The following is a 15,506-nucleotide window of genomic DNA, read 5'->3' on the forward strand; positions in this document are numbered from 1 at the left end:
GCGGGCAGCTCTTTTCTTCTATAAATTCAACTATGCAGAATTTCCTGCAGATAGGCGCTTAATACCCTGGCCGCCTGCTCATGGGCTAATCTGCCCGGATGGCTCCTCGCGCCTACGCTTTCCTCTGTAATATTGGGCAGCTGGAAGACTGAGACCTTCCGGTCTCCTGATTTCGCCGTGTAGCTATTTACTGCGCGGTAGATAGCCGGCATCATCGGAAGTCCCAGCATACCGTACACCCACACAATATGCGCCTCCGGGTTATATTGTCTGAGCTTCACAAGGAACGACTCAGCTGCGGCCTCAAAAGCCTGCAGATCCTCCGCGTTGACGGTGCCGTCATCGTTCACCCGCTGTTTATAGACTCGGCCGGTGGCCGGATCGGTCCATTCCGGGGAATAAAAAGCGCCGCCGTCATTGGTACCCAGATTAACGATCACTGCATCCGGCTGCCATGCTTCAAAGTCATTCCCCTGAGAGGCTCCGAGCGCTTCGTTCCGTTCCCCGCCGAGCACCCCGCAGACCTGCCCGTAATAATCCGGCAGATTGTGGTCCGGATTATTATCCCAGCTTGTCAGCACGCCCCATCCGCTCTGGGACAGCACCCGGTAATCCGCCTTTAGCGCTTCTGCGGTCATGGCCGTATAATTAGTTGCGCTGAACCACATCGGAATCCAGTCTTCCTCCGCCTTCGCGCCGATCACACCTTCTCCTGAAGTGATGCTGTCCCCGATGAACTCAAGCTTGAGCGCCCGGTCTGGAACCGGCAGGAACTCCCCGTCTAACTTAACGGCGTGTATCTGCAGACAGCACCGCGGATCGTCGCTCATGGCCTGCAGCTCTTTCACAATCCGGACATTCTTCACCACATCTTCATTCATGCCTCTGAATACACAGACCCAATACCTGCCTGCCGTTAACATCTGTCTGCTGACAGGAAAGGAATTAATCTCTATGCTGATCCACGGTTCATAGACATCGTAATCCGCCTCTACCTCCACCCACAGCTCTGAACCCTTGGCATTGAATTCAACCGCGCTCCCTGTCCAGAACAGGGTGAGAGGAGCAAGACTCCCCGAGGTTCTGCCGTGAACCTTCACATGTGCAACTTCGGATAAGGCCGCTTCCTTTAGCTTCCCGTTCTCTTTCATCCCATGTTCCTCCCGGATTTCCCTTACATAGCTTGAACTACTTATCCTTGCTTGATCGGTGCCGCCAGCACAATCTGTCCTCTGGGGGTTACTCCGCCGCCATCCGGCTCCAGCGTAATTGCCACGGTGTCGTATTCCTGCGGCTCAAAGGTATAATACAGCGCCCCGTTGCCGCCCTGTGACACGAAGGTGCCCGCATTCTGCGGGACGTCGCCCTTGATCAGCCAGACCTGATAGACCTCTGTACCCTTAAGCTCCGGCAGCTGCTCGGCCTGGACCACGAGATGCGTCCCGCTCTTGTCCGCGATAATGGTTGCCAGGCCTTTCGCCGCAATATCCGCGGCAGCCGGACTCAGCGCAACCGCCTCATTCACCTTGAGACCCTGCAGCGGCTCTGTACTGACAGCTACCTGCTGCTTCAGCCGGCCGACATCCTCGCGCAGCTGGCCGTTATAGACGAGCAGCACCACAACCGCTGCCGCGAGCCCAGTGCTGAGATAGCGCCATACGGGCAATCTTCTGGCCGCCGGCCCAGCCGTTTCCACTGTGATTTCCCGCTCCACCACAGGTGCATTAGGCGCCTCAGTTACAGGCTTACGCTCTACTTGAACCGGTGCATCTGCTTTGAATACAGAAGACATAATCCGCTTTTTCATCCCCAGCGGCGGTGCAACAGGCTCAGAGGCAAGAGGGAGCATGCCGATTACCTGGCGGTATTCCTTTACCAGTTTCTCACATTCCGGACATTCCTGTAAATGAACCTCGAACCGCTCCATTTCGTCATCCTGAAGTGCGCCCAGCGCATACAATTCGGCCCATTCGCATAAGTCATTTCTCTCTTCAGTCATGAGCATGATCCCTCCTTCCCCAGTGGATTAACCGCTTCTGTAGCTGCTTCATAGCCAGCCTGACCCTGCTTTTGACCGTTCCCAGCGGCACGGCAACACGAATGGCTACCTCCTGCTGCGTCAAGCCTTGGTAATAGATCAGATCCATGACCTGCTGCTGGTCCCTGCTCAGCTCCTGCAACGCCTCTCTTACCTGCTCCCCGACCATCAGCAGCTCGACCATATCCTCGGTCATGGTTCCGGTATCGCGGATCTCCTGCAATTCCTCTGAACCGGCTGGCTGCTGCGGAATTCCTGAATTCTTTTTACGGAGCTGGTCAATGGCAATATTTCGTGTAACCGTAAACATCCAGGTCGAAAGCTTGCCCTTAGTGGAGTCATACTGCTCCGCGTTCTTCCATATACGCATAAACAATTCCTGCATCACTTCCTCGGCCGCCATCGAATCCTTCACAATCCGGTACGCAAAGCTATAGATCATTCCTTCATACCGGTCGTAGAGCATTTCGAGGGCAGCCGGGTCTTTTTGCCTGATAAGCTCCATCAACTGCCCGTCGTCAGCGACATCGTACAATCTTAAGCCCCCCATTTCCCCTGCATAACCTCTAAGATGGATTTTTCGCATGAGCCTCTAAGTTGGATGAATATATATTTCAAATTTAATTTACTAAAAAGTGATCCAACTCCAGGTTTCCTACGTTCCACTGAGTATAACCGCTTTTGATTAGCGGCTCAACTTTGAATGAAGGAGTGATTGAATTGACAAAACTGCAAAGTAAGCTGGCTATCCTGATGCTGTGTCTGAGTTTATTTATACCTGTGCTTGCCAGTGCCCATGAAGTGGATACGAACGGGGCCGCACCAAATTTACAGGCAACACTGGGTGAGCTGCTCGGGGAGCATGCCCTGCTGGCTGTAATTGCGATGCAAAAAGGTTATGACGGAGCCGCAGATTTCGGAGATGCCGCCGCCGCTCTGGGCAAGAATACAGATGACCTCAGTGCAGCGATTGCTTCCGTCTACGGGCAGGCCGCAGGCGATGCCTTCAAACCGGTCTGGTCCTCCCATATCGGCTACTTCGTAGACTATGTCAAGGCAACGGCGGCTAAAGATGAAGCCGGTCGCCAGAAGGCGGTTGCTGAACTGGATGAATACCGGATGAAGCAGGCTGAGTTCTTCCACAATGCCAACCCGCAGTATTTCCAGACGGCTGCCATTGCAGACGGTCTGAAAATGCACATTGGCCACCTGCTGGATGCTTTCAACAGCTATGTGAATAAAGATTATGCCGTCGCTTATGCGGACACCCGGACAGCCTATGCGCATATGTTCATGACCGCCGCTGCACTGTCCGCCGGAATTGAGGCCCAGTTCCCTGCTACATTCCCTGCGGAGTCTGTAGCCTCACCGGGAATCGACCTGCGTGCCGGACTTGGACAATTGCTTGGTGAGCATGCCACCCTGGCCGCCCTTGCTATGCAAAAAGGCATCGACGGCGCACCTGACTTTACCGCTGCGGCGGGTGCCCTGAACAGCAACACCGAGGACCTGTCTGCGGCGATTGCCTCCGTGTACGGCAAGGCTGCCGGCGATGCCTTTAAGACGATCTGGACTTCCCATATCGGATATTTTGTGGATTATGTAAAGGCTGCTGCGGCGGGTGATGAAGCCGGACGGCAGAAGGCAGTTGCTGAACTGGAGGACTACCGGATGAAGCAGGCCGCGTTCTTCCATAGCGCGAATCCCGCTTACTTTGAAACAACGGTCATCGCCGGGGGGCTGAAGTTGCACATCGGCCACCTGCTGGACACATTCAACAGCTATGTAAATAAAGACTTCGCTAGCGCGTATACCTTCGAACGCACCGCCTATGCCCATATGTTCATGACGGCAAGCGGGCTGACCGGCGGCATCGTCGCCCAGTTCCCGGACAAGTTCCACGGGAAGACTGCAGCATCGGCTAAAGACATGACAACCATCTCGATGATGACAGGCAGCACTGCTGTAACCGTAAACGGTAAGACCAGCAAGATGGATGTTACCCCGGTTATGAAGAACGACAGCATCTTCATCCCGCTCCGTTACCTCGGTCAAGCCATCGGCGTCGATGTCACCTGGGATAACACTAAGAAAGCGCTCTGGATCAAGGATGGCGGGAATACCGCAGTGTTCTGGGCCGGACAGTCCTACATGGAGCTGAACGGACAGCGCAAGAACATCGGAGCTCCTGTCTTCCTGGATAAGGGCCGCGTACAGGTTCCCGTGCGCTTCATCGCCGAATTGCTCGGCTGGGATGTGAAGTGGACTCAGAGTAATGGGGCGATTACGCTGACTAAGGTAATGCCCGCAGCAACGGCCACCTCAATGGAGCATAGCCATTAATTAGCTGGCAGCTGAATAGCAATAGAGGCCATCCCTTGGCGGGATGGCCTCTATTGTCTAATAATTCTCCCCGCGGTAATACCGCTCCAGCTTATGCTCCAAGTGAACAAGCTGCGCTTTCTTCTTCTCGATATCCTCCAGCAGTGCCTGCCTCTGGTCTTCAATAAGCTTCGTTCTTTCCGGCAGGGTTGACGTTCCCGTCTTGACCATATCGTAGTACCTCTTAACCTCTTCCACACTCATTCCCGTCTCACGCAGGCATTTCAGAAATTCCAGCCAGCCGATCACATCCTCACTGTACAGCCGGTTATTCTGTTCATTGCGGACCGCTGGCTCCAGTAAGCCTTTGCGTTCATAGAACCGGATCGCCCCTATGTTCAGCCCTACCTGCTTGGCAACCTGTCCGATCGTAAACATCTCCATCACGTCCTGAAATTTTTAGTGTTGACCTACACTTAGTGTAGCATAGTAAGCTTCAAATTATTGATAGATTTTACTCCGAGAAAGAGGGATAACGATGACGAAGACAGCTTTGGTAACAGGCGCAAATAAAGGAATTGGACTGGAGATCGCAAGACAGCTCGGGGCAGCGGGCTGGAAGGTATTGCTCGGTGCACGCAGCACGGAGCGGGGTGAGGCCGCAGTTGCCGAATTAACCGGCCAGGGCCTGGATGTGGAGTTTCTGCAGCTGGATATGACGAATCTGGACAGTATTGAACAGGCCGCCGCTGCCATTCAGACACGCTACTCTGATCTGGCGCTTTTGATTAACAATGCCGGTATGCCGGGGGCGTTCTCCAGCTCGTTCAGCGCGACCCGGGAGGAGGATTTGCGGAACGCTTTTGAGGTGAATTTCTTCGGTACCTTCCGCCTGAATCAGCGTCTGTTCCCGCTCATGAAGCAGAATGATGGAACGATTGTGAATGTTTCAACGGATATGGCCTCTCTTCACTTCATGCAGCATGCGGAGTATGCGCTGAATGCGTTCGACTACAACGCCTCCAAAACAGCCAACAACGCCATGACCGTTGCGATGGCTATTGAACTCAAGAACAGCAACGCTCAGGTATTCGCAGTCACCCCCGGGTTCACGAAGACCGATCTGAACGGCAATGCCGAAGGCGGAAAATCCAAGGAAGACGGGGCAGCAATTATCGTAGGATACGCCACAGACGGCAAGCGCCATAACGGAGAATTTCTGGATCTGAATGGCATTTATGCCTGGTAAAAAGAATACGGTCGCCAAAAAACCGGGAAGGCCTCTGCTTTCCCGGTTTTTGTGCATCAGCAGCAGCTTCATAAGCCGTGACCTGCGGCTGCCCTGCTGTCCTGCTTACTCCTGATCCAGCGGCTGACGGATTCCGTCCTCATAGAAATCGAATACCAGCTGCTGCTGTGTGCCTTTTACCGCATAGAACACATCTGCCAGCGTCTTGCCCTTCCGTTTCTTCCCAAGCTCACTCTCCAGCCACTCCCGGGTCAGCCCGTGCAGCTTCAAATTATCCTCCACCAGCACACCATCCATAATCAGCTCGACAGGAAAATCCTGCGCACGCAGAGGAATGCCCATATCCTTTTTCGTTACAAACTGGTAGGCTTCCTTCTTCAATATAGAGACCTCTCCATTGTCTTCTAGTACGGCGTAGTCCACTTGTTCGATGTTGAAGATCCCCTTCTCCCTTAAGGATTGGTCCAGCGAATCCAGGGTATAGCGGATTTTTTTCATGTTGTTTTCCATGATCTTGCCATCTTCAATGAGTACGGTAGGAGAGCCGGAGATCCAGCTTCTCATCTTGCGGTTTTTTAGAGCCAGGAACGACAGCAGAAAAGCGGTAGCCGTAAACACCACAAGAGCCAGGACTAAATATGAGGCCTTCAGGCTGACATTAAACGCAAGGTTGGCCGCAAGAGAGCCCAGCGTAATACTGGTCACAAAATCATGAAAGGTCATATTTGAAATCGTCTGCTTGCCCAGTATTTTGGGGATGAACAGCAGCAGTACAACCGCTAGAATCGCCCGGATCAAAATTTCAGTATAGGTCATCCTTACCTCCTCCTCTCCCCATTATCCCCAAACGCCAACCACAACATATCCTTCAGAATAAATTCTCCCAAACGACAGGGACTGATATAATAAAGGTTATTTCCAACTCTGTTCTAAAGGAGAGCATATATGCCAATTAACGCGGTATTATTCGATTTTGACGGTACGCTTGCCGATACGCTGCCTTTATCATTCACTGCCTTTAAAGCCGTGTTCAGACAATACGAGAACAGGGATGTAACGAGTGATGAGCTGGTTGCGATGTTCGGCCCGACGGAGGAAGAGATCATTGAAGCTAATTTTAGCAATAAAGCTGCTGTGCCACAGGCTATTCAGGATTATTTCTCGATCTATGAAACAGGCCACGCCGGAGAATCGGTCCGGAATCAGGAGATTGCCGGTTTGCTGCAATGGCTGAAGGATCAGGGCATTAAGACCGCGGTGATTACCGGCAAAGGAAAACGCGCTTACCGCATCTCCTCTGAGGCGCTGAACATGCAGGAATTCTTCGGGCTGGCGGTTACAGGGGATGACGTGGAGAAGCCCAAGCCTGACCCGGAGGGTATCCATAAAGCGCTGGACATTCTGGGCATAGACCCGGCAGATGCTGTGTTCATCGGTGACAGCAACGCGGATATCCTCGCCGGCAAAGCTGCCGGACTGCGTACCTATGGCGTACGCTGGCTGTCTACTTATCAGAGCCAGACTTACGATGTGGAGCCGGATGGGGTGTTTAGCCACGTCTCTGAATTTCTTGAGCTGCTGGCGGAGAAACGCAGGTAGGGTAGGCACAGAATGTATGGAAGAGACCGCAGCCGCGCTGGCTGCGGTCTCTTTGCTGCCCAGAAAAAAGTAAAATCCGGCCTGTTTATGTAGAACAATAGTTCACGGCTTCACTCATCTTTACTCGCAATAGCACTTTGTTTAGCGAATGGGCACCACCTTTGTCACCCGTGCAGGGAGTCGCTTTCGAAAGGCGAATTGTTAATAGCAAAATACCCCAAGCGGAGGAATCAAAATGGAAATGTACAAGACCAAGGAAGTTGCAGAGCTGCTGTCCGTCAGCCAGACCACGATTAAACGTTGGGCCGCCATGTTCCCTAATGTCTTTCCAAAGGACCGGTTTGGGCACTATATCTTCTCCCAGCAGGAAGTCAGCCTGCTAAAGTCTATTAAAACCCGCATCGATCAGGGGGAAACCCTGGACCGCATTACCCTGACGGGCAACCATCAGCCTGTAGGGCCACTGCAGAGCACACGGCCGGTGCAGGCAGAGGATAAACCCATGCATGAAATGTGGTCCCGCATCAATCAAATCGAACACTCGCTGGACCAGAAAGCGGACGAGGTGGTCTCCGTACAGCTGCTCCGCCAGCGCGAGGAGCTTGAAGACCTGCGCCAGATGATCCAGCAGCTGGCGTTATCCATAGAAACGATACAACAGCCAGGACTCCAGGCAGCCGCAGCCCATGAAGAGCTGCACCCCGTTGCCGCCGCCAAGCTGAAGGCCCCGCCTAAGAAACGCAGCCTGCTGCGTACTTTATTCTCGCTGTGAAGTACAATCAGCCCAGGCCCCATGAATACGGGATCTGGGCTGATTCTATGTTACTCCTGCTGCTGCAATAAGCTCTGGGCTGCCTCCACTAACTGCTCTTTGGTCATCGACACGGAGTCCGTCTGGACATGATAAGCCACGGACTTGTCTCCGGTCTGACTGAGCCAAGTCACGTCCTGATGAACAGGGCTCTGCCCGAACAGCGACTGATAATTCTTCAAATAATGTGCGCTTATTCCGCCTATCTGGGCATCTTCAGAAGTAATCCCGGGAGGACTTAACTGAAAGATCACGGGATTACTATCACTGCCGGCAATCTGCCAGGTTAAATAAAGCGTATCACCAGCTGCATTGCGGTAAACAGAGGTATAGGTAGCCACAATATCATCGGTTGCACCGGTCTTGCGCCACAGCATCTCACTTCCCGATGTCTTGCCCTCGGCCTTCAGCTCATCCAGAATAGCGTAAGCATCCTTCCCTAAATTAGCCTGGAAAGGCGATGTCTCCATACCTTCGGCCAGATTATAGCCTCCCAGCAGGGTATCGGGAAGCTTCTCCTGGACACCCTGCTGCTGCAGGGCCGTTTTCCATGCCTCTAACGGAATAAGCAGCGGATTAGTGATGCCGAAGACAACAGGTGTCCCCTCTACCTCCAGGTCATAATCCCGAAGATATACGACGGCTGTTTCCCCGGGACTTAATTGTGCTTTTACTTGCTGCAGGGAACCACGGATCTTCGCCACATCCTCTTGCTTGAACTCCAGCTGCTGCTCTGTCCGGTTGCTGATAGACAGCTTACCGTGATCAAAGAACAGCTGCTTGCCCCCGGCATAGCCGAATCCACACACCAAGATAAGGATAAGTGTAACCAAGATGTACTTGGGCATTTTACTTTTTTTGAACATCAATGATTTTCCCCTTTGTTGCATCACCTGCTGCCTGTATTCCGCCATTATCCGGACATCCAGATCGGAAGGACACTTCCGGGAATCCCGTTCGAACTCCTCTGCCAGCTGCTTCTCAATAGACAAAGCCATCCCCCTCCTTTCGTACATCCTGCCCGTCGAACCTATGGCGTAATTGCTTAAGCGCATGATGATGCCTGGATTTTACAGTGCCTAACGGAATCTTCAAGAGCCTGGAGATTTCCTCTAGAGAACAATCCTGATAATAGCGGAGGACGATAACCTCCTTCAGCTTGAGCGGTAACGTCTGGAGGAGCAGCAGTAATTCCAGCTGGTCATCCAGCGCTCTAAACTGCATCTCTGCGGCAGAACCTGCCGACCTCTGAGTGCTGAGCTTCAGCTTCTCCGTAATCCGAAAGAGACGCCATTCCTTCCGCTTCCAGCCCCGCACCTGCCTGACAATCAAACCGCTGAACCATGAGCCGAAATTCTGCTGCGGATCATACTTATGCACACTTCTAAAAAGCTCAAGATACACCTCGCTCATAATATCACCGGCATCCTGCGGACGGGGGGCGAGATAGCTGATGAAGCGGTAAGCATGATCCCGTGTAGCTTCGTAAACGATTTGGAACGCTTGCTCATCTCCCTGGCTCATCCGGATAAGCCACGGGGTTAAATCTAAGTCCTTCATAAGGCCGGCCTCCATTCAGGTGTTACAAAGGATATTGGCTGGGTGGGGTAAAAAGGTTCAAATGGGCAGGAGGGAAAAAATAACGCCGTTCACTCTGCCTAAATAACGCCGATCCTATTCACCGGTGTTCAATCCACAAAAATATAGTTAAGATAACGGTAGAGTTACGCATCGGCTGCAATAGTAAAATTTATAGTGGGAAAACCTCCACCTAAACCTTTCAGTTTCACCGTAAATCAGACTTTAAATGGAAAACCTCTATCTAAATTCTCGGAAAATGCTCATTTAGAAATGTATGTAAGGAATTAGCGGGACAATTTCCCACTAGAATCTCTCTCTGTCCCTTCAAGTGATAATTAGATGGAGAAAATCCCACTACTATGCCTACACAAAGTTCAAAAAGCCTGTGCCTCTCAAGGAGCGCCTTTGGGACGAGCCACACTGCTTCCATGCTTAAAATTAGTTAGTTTATTCTGTACACCACCGCTTGCCGCAGGCAGGTTAAGAAGGAGCCGCCTATGTCTATCCTTGAAATCATTCCCTGGATTGTCACTTTCATAGTTTTGCTGTCCGTGGTGTGGATTGTGCTCTTAAGCTGGAGAAACGGGATCTCGCCGATGCCTACTTCCAAATCTGTCCGGCTGGCAGTTGCGGCAGAGGTGAACCGGATTCCGGGGTATGGGAACATCATCGAGGCGGGTTCGGGGTGGGGGACGCTGGGGCTGGACGTCATCCGTCATTGTCCCGGCAAAAGGCTGACCGGTATTGAGAATTCCAGCCTGCCCTTGTGGTTTTCTCAGCTGCATACTATGCTGCTCACCCGTTTCTTTCCTGCAGCCGGCAGCCGGGAGAGTCTGCGTAACAGGGTTTATTTTGAACGGGGAGATATCTATAAAAGCTCCTATAGCGATGCCGACATTGTGCTCTGTTATTTGTTCCCTGGCGCAATGAACCGCCTGTCGGAGAAATTCAAGCAGGAGTTGCCTCCCGGCGCAGTAGTGATCAGCGTCTGTTTTGCCCTGCCGAGCAGGCAGCCTATCCGTACTTTAACCTGCAAGGATCGTCTGCGGACCAAAGTATATGTGTATCACTACTAAGCTTCACTCTGTCCTTTCTGTGATAATACATATTTTCTGAAATAATAGACAAAAGGGGCATATAACCATCGCGCCTCTTCAATTTCTTCCTTAAAGTCTTTTCGAAGTATCTCAGCCTGACGAAATTCCAAATCAGCTGAGTATTCGTTGTCTTCATACAGATTCAGCATATCATAGAAGAATCCGCAATCTTGTTTCATGGCTTGATAGCCGTCTGCAAAATGACCGGAGGCCTTCAAAAAAGCTGACCAGGACATTTCCCTCCGCTCATACCGCAGAAACAAACAACCGATATGGAGATCAAATAATGAATCCTCGAAAGCTTCGAACGGCTCCGAAAAGGCGTAGGTATTCACAATCCTCTCTGCGTCTTTATTATAGCTGGTTACCGCAAGGTCAATAATCCAGTAGGGTGGTTTATCTAACTTTTCAATGATGTCGTCGCAGAACATGAAATAGTGCTTATACCAAATCAGCCCGGATTCAAGCATGATCGCCATTCTTCTTGCGAATTGTTTGTCCAGTTCTATCATCATATAAGAAAATCTGCCGAAGCCAGAACAACAGAGGTCTCGATTTGCCGCTCCGGAATATCCCAGTACCTTTGCAGGAGCGTCTTTTTCTCGTTCGCGGTAACCAGAGCAAATCCGTTTTTAATATAAAAAGAGATCGCCCAGGACGCAGCTTCCCAGGTGCCGATCAGGATAGGCCTCTCCGTAAGGGAAGTAATATGTCTTAACAGCGCAGACCCGATGCCGCCTTGACGCCGGGCTGTTCGGACATACGCATGCCGGATTAATGCCACCTCGCCTTTATCCTGAATGCCCATCACCCCCACAAGCTCTCCGTCCTCTTCGATCCCCCAGAAAACAACCCCATTCTCAATCTCCTGGCCCAGCTCTTCCCGGCTCATATACGGCTCGTGATACCGGTCAGCTGGAATAACCCCCTGGTACGCCTTGGCTGCATCGTTAATAATCCGGTACATGGTATCCTCATCTTGTTTCCCGCATAAGCGAATCATTCTAGCCCTCCCCTGTCTGGATGAATGTCATATTAGACAACCCTGTTTTAACAGCTAATCCCCATCCAAACTCCTCCTTACGTGATAGTTCAGCACGAATAGAGTTTAGACCCTTTCTCCACTGCATAGGCACACTCGCAAAGTCCGGGCGGATACGTCCATCCTGTACAGGCGGATTCCAGCACCAGTTACCTTGATATACTTCTGTATCATTTACCCATAGCCGGATCGAGTCGCTGAAACCAAGTGTTAGGATCGTCTCTTGCTGTTCAGCGACCATAAATACACTTTTCACTTCAACGGTTGCTCCCGGTTCCGCCTTATGTATTCTGTTGATGTTGAGAACGCCATTCTCCTCCACTAAGGCAGGTGTCCAATGCTGTTCCAAAGGCCTGTCCTGCATAAACACATTCGATACGTGCCATTCTGTTATAAACGTTTCGGATATAAGTGTGTCCAGGGCCCTTATGCTTCTTGATGCAGGTACCGGGTGAATTTCCTCTATAGAAAAGTTGCGGATATATGCCGGCAAGTAACTCCATACTCCCACTTTTCCGGATTGCCCGCCGTGCTGCAGGCTGGATAGAACAAGTGCCGGCTCTGTTGAGCTATTCCCAAAGTAAACTTTCGCTCCCTCCGGATCCACTTCAACAGTTAAATCCCTCCATTCGCCAGTTGTGTTCGGGAGCGGCTTCTGATAGAATGGCCCGTTATAAATCTGCCAAGTCATGGATCCATTCATAATGGGATCATATTGAATTTCAAGCGGAGCCAGATAAATTAGTTCATAATTCTCTGAATCAATTGCATCAAAAACTAAACCAACGAAACCTACTTCACCGGGGATAGCCACCTCAGCATGAAGCCGATACGCCTCATACCTCACCTCTTCACGCAGAAAAATAGCAGAATTCATTTTACTCAGATATAGCGCTTTTCTGCCCTTCCATTCAGAGGGACAGGCACCAGAATCCTCCACGTCGAATTTCTCCAAATCATCCCATAACGTATAAGACTGTTTTCTACCTGTCATTCCTACTACGCCCCTTCACTTCTTAGAAATAAAACCACCTTAAGCGTCCTCCTTATTTTATCAGATACCATTCGTTACAGGAAAATAATTCTATATTTAACACATGAAGCTTTCACCCGGGTAGGCTCAATTATTGCCGCAAAAAACCTCCGCCCATAAGGGCGGAGGTTCGGGTAACAATATTGGTCTATTGCTTAAAATGCTTTATTTCTTATTCGCCAGGAAAGCGTCGATCTGCGCTTGCAGCTCGGTCTGGATTTTCTCAACGCCTGCCGCTTTCAGCTGCTTGTTCAGGTCTGCAAGGCCTTTGTCGATATCGTCGATTACGCCGTATTCGAGCGGAATAGCGTAGCGGAGCATTACATTGCCGACATTGGCAATTTCCGTTTTCACTTTACTGTTGTCGAATACGAAGGTTTCCAGATCATAGTGGTAAACAGCCGACTCCCAGTTTTTAACGAAATCGGAAGCTTCCTGCGGGAAGGCTTCATTGTCGCGGTTAAGCGGCGAGTTGAAGTTCCAGTTGGAGAAGCCGGTATAGTTCGGGTTCTTGTCGAGTGCTTTGTATTTGTCATCGCCAACCGGTTCATAGTGTACGCCGCTGATACCGTACATCATCAGGTCATGCAGCTGTTTATCATTCTGCATCAGATTGATGAACATCAGGGAACGTTCCACATTCTTCGAAGTGGCATGGATCGATGTACCGTTCTGTGTCGAGATCGCTACTGATTTCTTTTTGCCTTGGTTAATGTCAGCCAGTGCTACTTCATAAGGCGAATTTTCCTGGCGCATCAGCGCCATCAGTGCACCAAGGGTACCGTTGTTGTGCGTAATCGATGCAGTTTTGCCTGCTTTGAAGTCAGCCTGATGGTCGTTTTTGCTGTTCAGTACGTTTTTCGACCAGGCATTGTTATCTGCAAGATCCTTGTAATAAACCAGCAGATCCTTGAATTCCTGTGTTTCATAAACGTTGAATACTTTGCCTGCCGGATCGTCTAATTTGAAGGCAAACGGAAGGTCAAGGTCGAACATATTCCATTCGTTCTGCTGCTTCAGCAGTACACGGTCCAGGTTATGATATTTCCAGTCGCCTGTTTCCGGTGTGAACGGGGTAACACCTTTTTCTTTTTCAGCGATCGTCTTCAAGTAAGTAGCATACGATTCCGGGCTGTTGATTTCAGGAAGATTGTATTTCTTGCGCAAATCCTCACGATACAGGATCATCTTCTCAACCGACTCGCCTCTGTTTTGCGGAACCATGTACAGCTTACCGTTAACCTTGGCCTGATCCCAGCTTACATCGGACATAGCTGCTACCGTCTCCGGCATGTATTTATTAAGCAGCTCATCCGTCAGTTCCAGGAATCCGCCTTTCAGCGCCTGGTCATTGTAGCCGGCCCAGTTCGCCGAATAGATGAGGTCGAAATCTTCATTAGCCGCGAGCTTCAGCGGATATTTCTGCGCCCAGTCGGACCAGTCCAGGAACTCGCCTTCTACAGTCGCATTGATCTTTTCTTTCAATACTTTGTTGATTTCTGCAAAAACACTATCATAATCTACCGGCTTAGGTCCCACAAAAATCATTTTCAGCTTCACTTCTTTGGATGTATCGATGGCATCTGAAGCTGCAGGATCTGTCGCATTCCCGGTGTCTGTAGCGTTATTTCCGGTCTCTGACGCATTATTGGTAGCCTCTGCCGGTGCATTGGCATTGTTATTACCGCCGCCGCATGCACTCAGAATCATAACGAAGGTTAAAACGAGCGCCAGCAACATCATTCTATTTCTTTTTAGCATCTCAAGCCTTCCCCCTTGTAGTTAGATATGAAATTTATTGATAAACCGGGTATACCCGGGTTCATCCTTTCACCGCGCCAATCGTTAAACCTTGGACAAAGTATCTCTGCACGAATGGATAAGCCAGCAGAATCGGACCCGTTGCCACGACGGTCATCGCCATCTTGAGGCTCTCGGTCGGAATCGCAGTCGTTACTACAGCCCCGGCACCCATCATTGCTTTACGCATACCATCCATATTGCCCAGCATCTTGTACAAATAATACTGGAGCGGCATCAGCTTCTCATCGGATATAAACAGCAGGGCATTGTACCAGTCATTCCAGTAAGCCAGGGCAAGGAACAATCCGATGGTAGCGAGCGCCGGCTTCGAGAGCGGCAGGATCAGGCGGAGGTAAATCTTGAAATCGCCCGCACCGTCAATTTTAGCCGATTCGACAATCGCTTCCGGAATGCTGCTCATAAACGACTTCATAACAATGATGTAGAAGACGTTGAGCATCATCGGTACGATTAAGGCCATTGGCGTATCCTTCATGTTGAGATAGTTGACAATGAGCAGGTACCACGGAACCAGCCCGCCGCTAAACAGCGTCGTAAAGAAGAAGAAGAATGAAAACTTATTTCGCCATTTGAAATCTTTACGGCACAGCACATAAGCAGTCATCGATGTCAGGAACAAACCAAGCAGCGTGCCGGTTACCGTAACCCCAATGGTTACCAGGTAGGCATTTATCATTTCCTGCGGGTATTTGAACAGAATGCTATAGGCCTCGGTAGAGAAGGCCGTCGGTATAAACTGGTAGCCATCCGTTACGATCTTCGTTTCTTCAGTAAGGGATGAAGATACGACAAGAATAAACGGGAAGATACATAAAACTGCGAGTATGATCAGGGATACATAACCAATGCCTGAAAATATTTTACGATCAAGCTGCTTCATATCGTTACCTCCATTATAGAAAACTAACTT

17 protein-coding genes are annotated in these 15,506 nt (G+C 50.6%); 5 read left to right on the top strand and 12 right to left on the bottom strand.

Going from position 1 to position 15,506, the window contains the following annotated elements; all coding sequences use genetic code 11:
* Nucleotides 1-26: 26 nt before the first annotated feature.
* Genes QU597_RS28090 through QU597_RS28100 form a run of 3 tightly spaced genes read right to left on the bottom strand, consistent with a single transcriptional unit; the run spans nt 27 to nt 2,573 of the window.
* Nucleotides 27-1,151, bottom strand: coding sequence for an SGNH/GDSL hydrolase family protein (locus QU597_RS28090; RefSeq protein ID WP_310830755.1), 1,125 nt, complete (start codon nt 1,149-1,151; stop codon nt 27-29).
* Between the two features lie 41 nt (nt 1,152-1,192).
* Nucleotides 1,193-1,999, bottom strand: coding sequence for an anti-sigma factor (locus QU597_RS28095; RefSeq protein ID WP_310830756.1), 807 nt, complete (start codon nt 1,997-1,999; stop codon nt 1,193-1,195).
* Complete coding sequence (locus QU597_RS28100; protein ID WP_310830757.1) at nt 1,992-2,573, bottom strand: RNA polymerase sigma factor; 582 nt, start codon at nt 2,571-2,573, stop codon at nt 1,992-1,994. Before QU597_RS28100 ends, QU597_RS28095 begins: the two co-directional genes overlap by 8 nt.
* A gap of 176 nt (nt 2,574-2,749) precedes the next feature.
* Between QU597_RS28100 and QU597_RS28105 the strand changes: the two genes are divergently transcribed.
* On the top strand, nt 2,750-4,381 hold the full coding sequence (locus QU597_RS28105) for a copper amine oxidase N-terminal domain-containing protein (protein ID WP_310833431.1): 1,632 nt from the start codon (nt 2,750-2,752) through the stop codon (nt 4,379-4,381).
* Between the two features lie 57 nt (nt 4,382-4,438).
* On the opposite strand, the gene QU597_RS28110 is transcribed toward QU597_RS28105, so the two are convergent.
* The gene (locus QU597_RS28110) at nt 4,439-4,798 is read right to left on the bottom strand and encodes a MerR family transcriptional regulator (protein ID WP_206105348.1); all 360 of its coding nucleotides are present in this window, start codon (nt 4,796-4,798) and stop codon (nt 4,439-4,441) included.
* Between the two features lie 100 nt (nt 4,799-4,898).
* Between QU597_RS28110 and QU597_RS28115 the strand changes: the two genes are divergently transcribed.
* Nucleotides 4,899-5,609, top strand: a complete 711-nt coding sequence (locus QU597_RS28115) for an SDR family NAD(P)-dependent oxidoreductase (protein WP_310830758.1) — start codon at nt 4,899-4,901, stop codon at nt 5,607-5,609.
* Nucleotides 5,610-5,714: 105 nt separating this feature from the next.
* Here QU597_RS28115 and QU597_RS28120 read toward each other — a convergent pair whose 3' ends face one another.
* Nucleotides 5,715-6,425: a DUF421 domain-containing protein gene (locus QU597_RS28120; RefSeq protein WP_310830759.1), complete on the bottom strand. Its 711-nt coding sequence runs from the start codon at nt 6,423-6,425 to the stop codon at nt 5,715-5,717.
* 129 nt (nt 6,426-6,554) lie between these two features.
* On the opposite strand from QU597_RS28120, the gene QU597_RS28125 reads away from it, so the two are divergent.
* Together QU597_RS28125 and QU597_RS28130 are read left to right on the top strand one after the other, a co-directional pair.
* A complete protein-coding gene (locus QU597_RS28125) occupies nt 6,555-7,208 on the top strand; it encodes an HAD family hydrolase (RefSeq protein WP_310830760.1) in 654 nt (217 codons plus the stop codon).
* Nucleotides 7,209-7,443: 235 nt separating this feature from the next.
* Nucleotides 7,444-7,980 (top strand): MerR family transcriptional regulator, encoded by a 537-nt coding sequence (locus QU597_RS28130; protein ID WP_310830761.1) that lies wholly within the window; start codon nt 7,444-7,446, stop codon nt 7,978-7,980.
* A 50-nt stretch (nt 7,981-8,030) separates the two neighbouring features.
* Here the strand turns inward: QU597_RS28130 and QU597_RS28135 are convergent, their stop codons facing one another.
* Entirely contained in the window at nt 8,031-9,011 is a 981-nt protein-coding gene (locus QU597_RS28135) for a hypothetical protein (RefSeq protein ID WP_310830762.1), read from the bottom strand.
* Complete coding sequence (locus QU597_RS28140) at nt 9,001-9,579, bottom strand: sigma-70 family RNA polymerase sigma factor (RefSeq protein ID WP_310830763.1); 579 nt, start codon at nt 9,577-9,579, stop codon at nt 9,001-9,003. Before QU597_RS28140 ends, QU597_RS28135 begins: the two co-directional genes overlap by 11 nt.
* A gap of 518 nt (nt 9,580-10,097) precedes the next feature.
* Between QU597_RS28140 and QU597_RS28145 the strand changes: the two genes are divergently transcribed.
* Nucleotides 10,098-10,676 (top strand): class I SAM-dependent methyltransferase, encoded by a 579-nt coding sequence (locus tag QU597_RS28145; RefSeq protein WP_310830764.1) that lies wholly within the window; start codon nt 10,098-10,100, stop codon nt 10,674-10,676.
* Here QU597_RS28145 and QU597_RS28150 read toward each other — a convergent pair.
* From QU597_RS28150 to QU597_RS28170, 5 genes are all read right to left on the bottom strand, one after another.
* A complete protein-coding gene (locus QU597_RS28150) occupies nt 10,673-11,176 on the bottom strand; it encodes a hypothetical protein (protein WP_310830765.1) in 504 nt (167 codons plus the stop codon). The two genes, QU597_RS28145 and QU597_RS28150, sit on opposite strands and share 4 nt — an antisense overlap.
* Nucleotides 11,177-11,208: 32 nt before the next feature.
* A complete protein-coding gene (locus QU597_RS28155; RefSeq protein WP_310830766.1) occupies nt 11,209-11,700 on the bottom strand; it encodes a GNAT family N-acetyltransferase in 492 nt (163 codons plus the stop codon).
* A 1-nt stretch (nt 11,701) separates the two neighbouring features.
* Nucleotides 11,702-12,733, bottom strand: coding sequence for a hypothetical protein (locus QU597_RS28160; protein WP_310830767.1), 1,032 nt, complete (start codon nt 12,731-12,733; stop codon nt 11,702-11,704).
* Nucleotides 12,734-12,937: 204 nt separating this feature from the next.
* Nucleotides 12,938-14,533, bottom strand: a complete 1,596-nt coding sequence (locus tag QU597_RS28165) for an ABC transporter substrate-binding protein (protein WP_310830768.1) — start codon at nt 14,531-14,533, stop codon at nt 12,938-12,940.
* Between the two features lie 61 nt (nt 14,534-14,594).
* Entirely contained in the window at nt 14,595-15,476 is an 882-nt protein-coding gene (locus tag QU597_RS28170) for a carbohydrate ABC transporter permease (protein WP_206102512.1), read from the bottom strand.
* Nucleotides 15,477-15,506 lie beyond the last annotated feature (30 nt).

Source organism: Paenibacillus pedocola (genome assembly GCF_031599675.1).
Taxonomy (GTDB): Bacteria; Bacillota; Bacilli; order Paenibacillales; family Paenibacillaceae; genus Paenibacillus_AQ; species Paenibacillus_AQ pedocola.

Excerpts from the sequence above, each read along its gene's own strand:
- QU597_RS28090 (WP_310830755.1), bottom strand. The coding sequence starts at position 1,151 with ATGAAAGAGAACGGGAAGCTAAAGGAAGCGGCCTTATCCGAAGTTGCA.
- QU597_RS28095 (WP_310830756.1), bottom strand. The coding sequence starts at position 1,999 with ATGACTGAAGAGAGAAATGACTTATGCGAATGGGCCGAATTGTATGCG.
- QU597_RS28110 (WP_206105348.1), bottom strand. The coding sequence starts at position 4,798 with ATGTTTACGATCGGACAGGTTGCCAAGCAGGTAGGGCTGAACATAGGG.
- QU597_RS28150 (WP_310830765.1), bottom strand. The coding sequence starts at position 11,176 with ATGGCGATCATGCTTGAATCCGGGCTGATTTGGTATAAGCACTATTTC.
- QU597_RS28130 (WP_310830761.1), top strand. The coding sequence starts at position 7,444 with ATGGAAATGTACAAGACCAAGGAAGTTGCAGAGCTGCTGTCCGTCAGC.
- QU597_RS28125 (WP_310830760.1), top strand. The coding sequence starts at position 6,555 with ATGCCAATTAACGCGGTATTATTCGATTTTGACGGTACGCTTGCCGAT.
- QU597_RS28165 (WP_310830768.1), bottom strand. The coding sequence starts at position 14,533 with ATGCTAAAAAGAAATAGAATGATGTTGCTGGCGCTCGTTTTAACCTTC.
- QU597_RS28145 (WP_310830764.1), top strand. The coding sequence starts at position 10,098 with ATGTCTATCCTTGAAATCATTCCCTGGATTGTCACTTTCATAGTTTTG.
- QU597_RS28160 (WP_310830767.1), bottom strand. The coding sequence starts at position 12,733 with ATGACAGGTAGAAAACAGTCTTATACGTTATGGGATGATTTGGAGAAA.
- QU597_RS28120 (WP_310830759.1), bottom strand. The coding sequence starts at position 6,425 with ATGACCTATACTGAAATTTTGATCCGGGCGATTCTAGCGGTTGTACTG.
- QU597_RS28140 (WP_310830763.1), bottom strand. The coding sequence starts at position 9,579 with ATGAAGGACTTAGATTTAACCCCGTGGCTTATCCGGATGAGCCAGGGA.
- QU597_RS28170 (WP_206102512.1), bottom strand. The coding sequence starts at position 15,476 with ATGAAGCAGCTTGATCGTAAAATATTTTCAGGCATTGGTTATGTATCC.
- QU597_RS28155 (WP_310830766.1), bottom strand. The coding sequence starts at position 11,700 with ATGATTCGCTTATGCGGGAAACAAGATGAGGATACCATGTACCGGATT.
- QU597_RS28115 (WP_310830758.1), top strand. The coding sequence starts at position 4,899 with ATGACGAAGACAGCTTTGGTAACAGGCGCAAATAAAGGAATTGGACTG.